The sequence below is a fragment of the Arthrobacter sp. Y3223164 genome, from assembly GCF_059091005.1.
This window is the reverse complement of the sequence record NZ_JBNHGF010000073.1, coordinates 1-10,139: the sequence shown is the minus strand read 5'-3', so window position 1 is coordinate 10,139 and position 10,139 is coordinate 1. Positions and strand designations below refer to the sequence as shown.

The 10,139-nt window shown below is 65.8% G+C and carries 9 protein-coding genes; 8 read left to right on the top strand and 1 reads right to left on the bottom strand.

Features of this window, described 5'->3' with window-relative positions; translation table 11 throughout:
• A partial coding sequence (locus AC5RUJ_RS06125; RefSeq protein WP_494129082.1) for a class I tRNA ligase family protein occupies positions 1 to 1,420 on the bottom strand: 1,420 nt, incomplete at its 3' end.
• Positions 1,421 to 1,562: 142 nt separating this feature from the next.
• Between AC5RUJ_RS06125 and AC5RUJ_RS06120 the strand changes: the two genes are divergently transcribed.
• The 8 genes from AC5RUJ_RS06120 to AC5RUJ_RS06085 form a co-directional block, all read left to right on the top strand.
• Positions 1,563 to 1,931 (top strand): DUF488 domain-containing protein, encoded by a 369-nt coding sequence (locus tag AC5RUJ_RS06120; RefSeq protein WP_494022982.1) that lies wholly within the window; start codon positions 1,563 to 1,565, stop codon positions 1,929 to 1,931.
• 253 nt (positions 1,932 to 2,184) lie between these two features.
• On the top strand, positions 2,185 to 2,496 hold the full coding sequence (locus tag AC5RUJ_RS06115) for a hypothetical protein (protein WP_494129081.1): 312 nt from the start codon (positions 2,185 to 2,187) through the stop codon (positions 2,494 to 2,496).
• Between the two features lie 70 nt (positions 2,497 to 2,566).
• Positions 2,567 to 3,310: an SDR family oxidoreductase gene (locus AC5RUJ_RS06110; RefSeq protein ID WP_494129080.1), complete on the top strand. Its 744-nt coding sequence runs from the start codon at positions 2,567 to 2,569 to the stop codon at positions 3,308 to 3,310.
• 436 nt (positions 3,311 to 3,746) lie between these two features.
• Complete coding sequence (locus tag AC5RUJ_RS06105; protein ID WP_494129079.1) at positions 3,747 to 4,223, top strand: hypothetical protein; 477 nt, start codon at positions 3,747 to 3,749, stop codon at positions 4,221 to 4,223.
• Positions 4,207 to 4,581, top strand: coding sequence for a hypothetical protein (locus AC5RUJ_RS06100; RefSeq protein ID WP_494129078.1), 375 nt, complete (start codon positions 4,207 to 4,209; stop codon positions 4,579 to 4,581). Before AC5RUJ_RS06105 ends, AC5RUJ_RS06100 begins: the two co-directional genes overlap by 17 nt.
• A gap of 440 nt (positions 4,582 to 5,021) precedes the next feature.
• The gene (ileS, locus tag AC5RUJ_RS06095; protein ID WP_494129077.1) at positions 5,022 to 8,303 is read left to right on the top strand and encodes an isoleucine--tRNA ligase; all 3,282 of its coding nucleotides are present in this window, start codon (positions 5,022 to 5,024) and stop codon (positions 8,301 to 8,303) included.
• Between the two features lie 15 nt (positions 8,304 to 8,318).
• Complete coding sequence (locus tag AC5RUJ_RS06090) at positions 8,319 to 9,671, top strand: bifunctional folylpolyglutamate synthase/dihydrofolate synthase (RefSeq protein ID WP_494049866.1); 1,353 nt, start codon at positions 8,319 to 8,321, stop codon at positions 9,669 to 9,671.
• Positions 9,672 to 9,679: 8 nt separating this feature from the next.
• On the top strand, positions 9,680 to 10,139 hold a 460-nt coding region (locus tag AC5RUJ_RS06085), incomplete at its 3' end, for a DUF4233 domain-containing protein (protein WP_494155675.1).

Sequence of the window (10,139 nt, the reverse complement as noted above, 5' to 3'; positions counted from 1 at the left end):
GGTTGCCGGAGGCGTCCAGCGGGTACCAGACCGGGATCGGCACGCCGAAGAAGCGCTGGCGGGAAATGAGCCAGTCGCCGTTAAGTCCTTCGATCCATTTCTCGTAGCGCGAGCGCATGAACGCCGGATGGAATTCGATCTCCCGCCCCCGGCTGATCAGCCGTTCCCGCCGGTCCGCGTCGCGACCGCCGTTGCGGATGTACCACTGCCGTGAGGTGACGACCTCCAGCGGCTTGTCGCCCTTTTCGTAGAAGTTGACCGGGTGGGTCATCTTCTGGGGCTCGCCATCCAGTTCGCCGGCCTCGGACAGCAGCTCCACGATCTTCTCCTTGGCGGAGAAAACGGTCTTGCCGGCCAGCTCGGCGTAGTTCGCCTTGCCTTCCTCGGTGGTGATCCACTCCGGGGTGTCGGCCATGATGCGCCCGTCGCGGCCCACGATGGAGCGGGTGGGCAGCTGCAGTTCCCGCCACCACGTCACGTCGGTCAGGTCGCCGAAGGTGCAGACCATGGCGATGCCGGCGCCCTTGTCGGGCTTGGCCAGCGGGTGGGCCTTGACCTCCACCTCCACGCCGAACAGCGGGGACTTTACGGTGGTGCCGAAGAGTTTCTGGTAGCGCTCGTCGTCGGGGTTGGCAACCAGTGCCACGCAGGCGGGCAGCAGTTCGGGGCGGGTGGTCTCGATGTGGACCTTTTCGCCGTCGGCGGTTTCGAACGCGTAGCGGTAGTAGGCGCCGGGCATCTCCCGGTCCTCGAGCTCGGCCTGCGCCACGGCGGTGCGGAACGTGACGTCCCAGAGCGTGGGGGCCTCGGCCACGTAGGCGTCGCCGGAGTTCAGGTTGGCCAGGAAGGCACGCTGGGAAACGGAGCGGGACACGTCATCGATGGTCCGGTAGGTCAGATCCCAGTCCACCGACAGGCCAAGGGTGCTGAAGAGGTTCTCGAAGACCTTCTCGTCCTCCACGGCCAGGGTTTCGCAGAGCTCGATGAAGTTCCGGCGCGAGACGACGTCGAAATCGCGCTGGTTCTTCGCCGGCGTGGCAGGCGGCTGGTAGTCCGGGTCGTACGCCACCGACGGGTCGCAGCGGACGCCGTAGTAGTTCTGCACCCGGCGCTCGGTGGGCAGGCCGTTGTCGTCCCAGCCCATCGGGTAGAACACGTTCTTGCCGCGCATCCGCTGATAGCGGGCCAGCACGTCGGTCTGGGTGTAGGAGAACATGTGTCCCACATGCAGCGAGCCCGAAGCCGTCGGCGGGGGAGTGTCGATCGAGTAGACCTGCTCCCGCGTGGTCTCGGGATTGAACTTGTAGGTCCCCTCCTCGCGCCAGCGCCGGGTCAGGGCATCCTCAAGGCCTTCGAGGGCGGGCTTGTCGGGAACGTTAACGGTAACGGGCGTGTCTGTGCCCGGGGTATGTTCTGCCATGCTGGCCATTCTTTCATGCCGGGCAGGGAATGAAGATTCTGCACGACGGCGGCGCAGCACCTGATTGCCCCGGCTCGCCGCTAGGGCCGGGGACGGCGTGCAGACCTACCCGCCGCAGCGGGTGAATGCGTAGGATGCGCCCATGGCGAACGTTCACATCAAGCGCGTCTACGAACCCGCCGACGACGGCGACGGCTACCGGGTGCTGGTGGACCGGATCTGGCCGCGGGGCATCAAGAAGGAGGGCGCCGGGGTGGACCTGTGGCTGAAGGAGGCGGGAACCTCGGCCGAGCTGCGCAAGGAGTTCAGCCACCGGCCGGAGAAATTCGACGCCTTTGCCGTGGCGTACCGGCAGGAACTGGACGGTTCGGAGGCGCTGGAGCGGCTGGTGGAGCTGGCGCGCGAGCAGCCCAAGCTCTGCCTGCTGTACGGGGCCAAGGACAAGGAGCACAATCAGGCAGTGGTGCTGCGCGGGATGATTTTGGAGCACCTCGGTGTGGAATCCGGCTGACGTACCGCGGAACACCCGGGGCGCAAGGAACAGCCGGGGCACAAGTGGCGAAGGCAGGGGCGACGGCGGGGCGCCTCCGGCCACGAGGCACCGTGCCGGGGGCCTCGCCGCCTTCGCGCTGCCGGCTGCTGCGGCCTTGGCCGCTTCGGTGCCGGGGTGCGGTGCTTACGCGGGGCCTGGCGCGGCCCCTCCGTGTCTCCCGCCGGAATATTCAGTCAGTCCGACGGATGCCCGGCCAGGACAGACCGTCACCGTGGCGGCTGCCGACGCCGACTGCAATCCCCGCTACGGCAGCAATGCGCAGATCGAGGTGACAGTGGTGGACGCGTCGGGAGCGGAAATCGTCAACGCCACCGCCCCTATGAACGACGGCGGCGGCTTCAGCTACGCGTTCGTCATCCCCGAACAAGCGGCCGCGGGCGAGGCGGCTGTGACGGCCATGCCCCGTCACATCGACTGGTGCGATGACACCGGCCGGAACAACAGAGCCGCCACGGTTGCCGGCGGCCAACTGGAAAGGGCGGCCTGCGCGGTCCCCCTTAGACCGCTCACCGTCGAGCGGTGAAGTCGCCCGAAGTCGCGCGGTGAATGCCACGCCTGAACCACTTTCTTCGTCTGCCGCTACGCTGTGGTTCATGACCAGGCGCGCAATAGTCACCGGAGCAAGTTCGGGTATCGGGGCAGCTACCGTTCGGGCGCTGCGGGGAAGCGGCTGGGACGTGGTGGCAGTTGCCCGCCGCGCCGAGCGGCTGGCCGCCCTCGCCCGGGAGACCGGCGCCTTCGCCATGCCCGCGAACGTGACCGACCAAGCTTCAGTGGACCGGCTCGCAGCTACCGTCTTGTCCGACGGAGGGATCGACGCGCTGGTGAACATCGCCGGGGGAGCATTCGGCGTGGACACCATCGGGGAGGGAAAGCCGGCCGATTGGCAGAAGATGTACGAGGTCAACGTCCTCGGCTCCCTGCGCATGATCCAGGCATTTCTTCCGGCTTTGCGCGCTAACGGCGAGGGATCGGTGGTGCTGCTGACGTCAACGGCCGGGCTGGTGGCCTACGAAGGCGGTGGAGGCTACGTAGCAGCCAAGTTCGCCCAGCACTCGATGGCCAATACCCTGCGCCTGGAAGAAGCGGAACACAACGTGCGCGTGATCGACATCCTGCCCGGCCTGGTGCAGACGGAGGAGTTCTCACTGAACCGGCTCGGCGGTGACCGGCAAGCGGCCGAGAACGTCTACGCCGGTGTGGAGAAACCGCTGCTGGCCGAGGACGTAGCCGGCGTCGTGGCGTACTCGCTCAACCTGCCGCATCACGTCAACCTTGACCAGATCGTCATGCGTCCCGTGGCCCAGGCCGCCGCGCACAAGCTGATTCGGAAGTAGCACTTCCGGTCGGTAGCCTTACCGTTTCGGGCACAACAGGAAGTTTCTGCCTGAGACGTGTTCCGAACGGAATAAAGTGGTGCCATTGCAGCGCGAGCGAGCGCGTTCCTGACTGTCCAACGCTGGGGAGTGGACGGAGGCAACTACAAGCGGAGTCTAAAAGAGCGCACAATAGTTTCAATGTGCCGCCTCACCTTCTTAAAGGTGGCAGACCGATTTGTCGCTCCGGAGTTCAATCGTTCCTTTGTGGAGGTCGCGGAGATGAGCGCCGGATTGCACACTCCTTGAAATAAATGAGCAGCAATAAAGCAACCTCAGACTCTATGCAGTAGGGTCCTTCTCAAAAGGTTCCTGAGAAGCGAACAACCAGGACCAAATCTATTATTTGAGGTGACAGCGATTGGACGGGCCGGGGTGGTGGGATTGGTTGGGTCTGGTGGGAACTGCTATTGGTTTCCTCGTAGCCTTCATTCAGCTATCCCGAACGCGAAAAGCAGCGGCTGCGGCTACCGAGGCCTTGGGTGCGGCCCAAGTGAAGCTCAGCGGGGACGCTTTGTCCGCGGCCATGCCGGTGCTTCGGGATCTGCAGGCTGATTTGGACCTCGCAATAAGTGCCAACGAAGCCGAAGCAGCTCAGCGCGCCCTGGTCAGATTTGGGCATGCAGCCCATGAAATTGCATCTCTTCTCGAAAACATCGAGGAGGGAGCGGCGAAGCTCATTGAAAGAGTGAAAGTCGCAGGTGGTCGAGCGCTCGACGTTAAGCAATCGCTTGCTGGCAAGCAAAATCCAGACGTCGCCCGCACAGCTAAGGCTATTTCGGCAGAAATAGGAAAGCTGTCCAGTGAATTGGCGGGTGTCGTTGCCCAGATACGCTACAAGTTGCAGGAGGACCCTGATGTTCGAAGAAGATGAGTGGATGCAGCTCGTGACGGAGCTCATGGCAGCAACTCGCTCCAATGTCCTGAATTGGTCGGAGCAGGATGATAGTGCGATAGCCGTCGTCGGAGACAGCTCATACGAGATCGGATCTGTGGACGAGGACGGCCGAATCCCTTACTTCTTGGGTGTCAGGATCCGTGAGAATGATGTCACCACAGAAATCGCGAGACTCGAATCAGAGCCTGTAAGTGAAGATCGGGACTGGACTGCCGGCGAGAGACTCGTTGAACTGCGGAATCTCGCATTCCGTTCAGCGAAAGGCGCCCCGCAGATATTTGGGAAGCTCCTGGCGGAACTGAAGAAGGCTGGCGGCAATGAAGCGCCATTCTAACAATCCCGCCCATCAAGATCTGAACGCATGCGTCGGCGCTAAGAAGTAGGCTCCCTGGGCATGAAGATGTTTGCCACGCAGGGAGTGGACGGTCTCATCTCCAGCACGTATTTCGCCCGCGTTTCGACAGCCGCGCCGCCAGGGCCGTAAACTTGAGTCATCAGCGCTGACCCGGCCATCACCGGTGAGCTTCCGGAAGAACAGCCCAGGCCAACATCCTGGGCCCAGTAGAACCGGACGGGTATGCCCGTCACAGCAGCGAATGAGTGGCTGTCCCTTTGCACCGGTTCCGGCGCATCAGGCCAGCAAGTGAGGTGGTACCGCGGGTTCCGCCCCGGCAGCACGGTGAGGCTTTTCCAGCCGCACCGGAGGCACCGGAGCAGGGCACGTCCTCGCAGAAGTACCCACACTTGCCGAGCTGTCTTTCCAGGATGACGAACATGCCACAGATCTATCCCAAGGCTTCCACCGCCGGCGCTGCCGCTGCCGAGAGCTCGCCTAAGTTCCCCGAGATCGAGGAGCTGGTGCTCAAATACTGGCAGCAGGACGGCACCTTCCAGGCCTCCGTCGATGCCCGCGACGCCGGCAGCGACGGCAGCAACGAGTTCGTCTTCTATGACGGCCCGCCCTTCGCCAACGGCCTGCCGCACTACGGCCACCTGCTCACCGGGTACGTCAAGGACCTGGTTGCCCGTTACCAGACCCAGCGCGGCCACAAGGTGGAGCGCCGCTTCGGTTGGGACACGCACGGGCTGCCGGCCGAGCTGGAAGCCATGAAGCAGCTGGGCATGACGGACAAGCAGCAGATCCTGTCCATGGGCATCGACAAGTTCAACGACGCCTGCCGCACCTCCGTGATGAAGTACGCCGACGAATGGCAGAACTACGTCACCCGCCAGGCCCGCTGGGTGGATTTCGAGAACGACTACAAGACGCTCAACGTCGAGTACATGGAGTCGGTCCTCTGGGCCTTCAAGCAGCTGCACGAAAAGGGCCTGACCTACCAGGGCTTCCGCGTGCTGCCGTACTGCTGGCGGGACGAGACTCCGCTGTCCAACCACGAGCTGCGGATGGACGACGACGTCTACAAGATGCGCCAGGACCAGACGGTCACGGTCACCTTCCCGATCCGCGCCGACGGGTCGGACAACGCGCTGGCGGCGGAGCTAGCCGGCGTCAACGCGCTCGCCTGGACCACCACGCCGTGGACGCTGCCCACCAACGCAGCCCTCGCCGTCGGGCCCGAGATCAGCTACGCGGTGCTGCCGGCCGGCCCCAACGGGACGCAGGCCGCGGGGGAGAAGTTCCTGGTGGCGGAGGACCTGCTCGGCTCCTACGCCAAGGACCTGGGGTACGACGACGCCGCTGCCGCCACCGAGGCGGTGGCGGCCCGGTACGTGGGGGCCCAGCTGGCCGGGCTGCGCTACGAGCCGCTCTGGGACCACTACGCGGACGCCGCGAAGTGGGGCACCGGCAACGCGTGGCAGATCGTCGTGGCCGACTACGTGACCACCACCGACGGCACGGGCTTAGTCCACCAGGCGCCGGCGTTCGGCGAAGACGACCAGAAGGTCTGCGAAGACAACGGCATCCCCGTGATTGTCTCCGTGGACGAGGGCGCCAAGTTCCTGCCCTATTTCGCCGAGGGCCCGCTGGCCGAGATCGCCGGCGTGCAGGTGTTCGAGGCGAACAAGCCGATCACCCGGGTGCTGAAGGCCGACGGCCGGCTGGTCCGCCAGGCCAGCTACGAGCACAGCTACCCGCATTGCTGGCGCTGCCGCACGCCGCTGATCTACCGCGCCATCTCCTCCTGGTACGTGGAGGTCACCAAGTTCAAGGACCGCATGGTCGAGCTGAACCAGCAGATCAACTGGATCCCGGAAAACGTCAAGGACGGCCAGTTCGGCAAGTGGCTGGAGAACGCCCGCGACTGGTCCATCAGCCGCAACCGCTTCTGGGGCTCGCCCATCCCGGTGTGGGAATCGGACAACCCGGACTACCCGCGCCGCGAGGTGTACGGCTCGCTGGCCGAGCTGGAGGAAGCGTTCGGCACCCTGCCGCGCAACCACGACGGCGAGGTCGACCTGCACCGCCCGTACATCGATGAGCTGGTCCGGCCCAACCCGGACGACCCGACCGGCCAGTCCATGATGCGCCGTGTGGAGGACGTGCTCGACGTCTGGTTCGACTCCGGTTCGATGCCCTACGCCCAGGTGCACTACCCGATGGAGAACAAGGACTGGTTCGACAGCCACAACCCGGCCGACTTCATTGTGGAATACATCGGCCAGACCCGTGGCTGGTTCTACACCATGCACGTGCTCGCGACCGCGCTGTTCGACCGCCCGGCCTTCCGCAACGTGATCAGCCACGGCATCGTGCTCGGCTCCGACGGGCAGAAGATGTCCAAGAGCCTGCGCAACTACCCGGACGTGTCCGAAGTCCTGGACCGCGACGGCTCCGACGCCATGCGCTGGTTCCTGATGGCCTCCCCGATCCTGCGCGGCGGCAACCTGATCGTCACCGAGCAGGGCATCCGCGACGGCGTCCGCCAGGTGATGCTGCCGCTATGGAACGTGTGGCACTTCTTCAAGCTCTACACCAACTCCGCGAACAACGGGGCAGGCCATGAGGCCGTCTCCGTCCTCGGCGATACCGAACGGATCAAGGGCATGGAGTCCCTGGACCAGTTCATCCTGGCCAACACCGGGGACCTGGTCCGCGACATGACGGCCGCGCTCGATGCCTACGATGTTTCCGGCGCCTGCGACGCGCTGCGCGAGTACCTGGACACCCTGACAAACTGGTACGTCCGCCGCTCCCGCCAGAGGTTCTTCGACGAGGACCGCGACGCGTTCGACGTGCTCTACACCGCGCTGGAGGCAGTCTGCCGCGTGGCCGCTCCGCTGCTGCCGCTGGTCACCGAGGAGATCTGGCGCGGGCTGACCGGCGGGCGTTCCGTCCACCTGACCGACCTGCCCGACGCCGGCGAGTTCCCGCAGCTGTCCGAACTCGTGGAACTGATGGACACCACCCGGCAGATCTGCTCCTCCGGCTCGAGCCTGCGCAAGGCCGCGAACCTGCGCGTGCGGCTGCCGCTGGCCTCGCTGACCGTGGTGGTGCCGGGCGCCGAGCGGCTCTCCGGCCAGTACGCCGTGATGATCCAGGACGAGCTGAACATCAAGTCGGTCCGGCTGATCGACGCCGCCGACGCCGCCCCGGAAGAGTTCGGCATCTCGCAGAAGCTGGTGGTCAACGCCCGTGCGGCCGGCCCGCGGCTGGGCAAGAACGTGCAGCAGGCCATCAAGGCCGCCAAGTCCGGTGACTGGTCGGTGGACGACGCCGGTGCCGTCACCGCCGGGGGACTGCTGCTCGAGCCGTCGGAGTACTCCCTGGAAACCGTCGTGTCCGGGGACGCCGCGGCCGGCGCGGCGGTCACCATGCTGCCCGGCGGCGGGTTCCTGGTGCTGGATACCACCGTGACCGCCGAACTGGAGGCCGAAGGCGTGGCCCGCGACTACGTGCGCACCATCCAGCAGGCACGCAAGGATGCCGGACTGGTGGTCAGCGACCGCATCCGCACCACGGTGACGGCGGACCAGTCCGTCCTGGACGCGCTGACCCTGCACCAGGGGCTGGTCTCGCAGGAAACCCTCACCGTGGACCTGGTCCTGGTGGCCGGGGACGGCGACGCCGTGTCCGTGGAAAAAGCCGGATCCTGAAGGGGGCACCAAACCATGAGTGATGAATTCGGCGTCGAGAGCGTCTACGCGGAACTGCTGGGCCGCGCCCCGGAAAACAAGATGGAACCGCGCATGGAACCGCTGTTCCGGGCGATGGACATCCTCGGCGAACCGAACAAGGCCTTCGCCAGCATCCACCTGACCGGCACGAACGGCAAGACGTCCACGGCCCGGATCATCGAGGCCGGGCTGCGGGCGCACGGACTGCGGACGGGCCGCTACACCAGCCCGCACCTGTCCAAGGTGACCGAACGGATCAGCATCGACGGGGAGCCCGTTGCCGACGAGACGTTCGTGCGGGTCTGGGACGAAATCCGGCCGTACCTGGAAATCGTCGACCAGGAATTGGACGCCGAGGGCGCGCCCCGGTTGACCTACTTCGAGTGCGTGACCATCCTGGCCATCGCCATCTTCGCCGACGAGCCGGTGGAGGTGGCGGTGATCGAGGTTGGCCTGGGCGGCATCACCGACGCCACGAACGTGGTGGACGGCCAGGTCTCGGTGATCACCCCGATCTCGCTGGACCACACCGACCTGCTCGGCGACACCACCGAGGACATTGCCCGGGAGAAGGCCGGGATCATCAAGCGCGGCGGCTACCTGGTCAGCGCGGCCCAGCCACTGGACGCAGCACAGGTGCTGCTGGAACAGGCGCGGGACCTTCAGGTGCCCTTCCGCTTCGAAGGCGTGGAGTTCGGGGTCGAGTCCCGCAAGGTCGCCGTCGGCGGCCAGCAGCTGACCATCAACGGGCTGGCAGGCCGCTACCAGGACCTGCTGCTGCCCCTGCACGGCGCGCACCAGGCCCAGAACGCGGCGGTCGCCGTGGCCGCGCTGGAAGCGTTCCTCGGCGGCGGCGAAAAGGAACTCAACGTGGAAGTCCTGCGCGAGGCGTTCCTGGAGGTGACCTCGCCGGGCCGGCTGGAAGTAGTGCGCACAGCGCCGACGATCATCGTGGATGCCGCCCACAACCCCGACGGGATGAAGGCCAGCGCGCAGGCCATCCTGGAGGCGTTCAACTTCACGAAGCTCATCCCGGTGGTCGGCGTCCTGCAGGAAAAGGACGCCGTCGGCCTGCTGACCCAGCTGCGCGAGCAGCTCAGCGACCTCACCGACGAAATCTGCGTCACCGAGTCCAACTCACCGCGGGCCATTCCCGCCGAGCAGTTGGCCGAGGATGCCATGGCCGCCGGTTTCCCCGAGGACGCCGTGCACATCGCGCCCCGGCTCGACGACGCGATCGAATGGGCCGTCGGGCGGGCCGAAGCCGACAACGACCTCGCCGGCGGCGTGCTGATCACCGGGTCCATCACCCTGGTCGCCGACGCCCGCATCCTGCTAGGAAAGTAACAAGATCCATGGCCAAACTGACCAAAGCCCAGCGCGAGTGGCGTCCGGACATGCCGAAGAAACGGCGCTCGATCAAGACGATGTTCGCCTCCACCGTGCTGCTGCTGGAAGCCTTCGTCGCCTTCTTCGCCACGCTGGTGGTGTTCGGGCTCTACCGGGACGACGTGCCGCCGGCGCTGATCCTCGGGCTCGGGATCGGCCTGAGCGTCCTGCTCGTGCTCTGCTGTGCCCTGCTCCGCCGCCCGTCCGGCTACGCCATCGGCTGGGCGATGCAGGTGCTCCTGATCGCCACCGGCATCGTCGAACCGGTGATGTTCGTCGTCAGCGGGCTGTTCGCGCTGTCCTGGTTGTACGCCGTGCGCACGGGCGGCCGGCTGGACCGTGAGAACGCGCAGCGCGACGCGGAACAGGCGGAATGGGAACGCCGGCATGGCCCGGGGGCCGGCACCGCGGCCGGTGCCGCGGAGG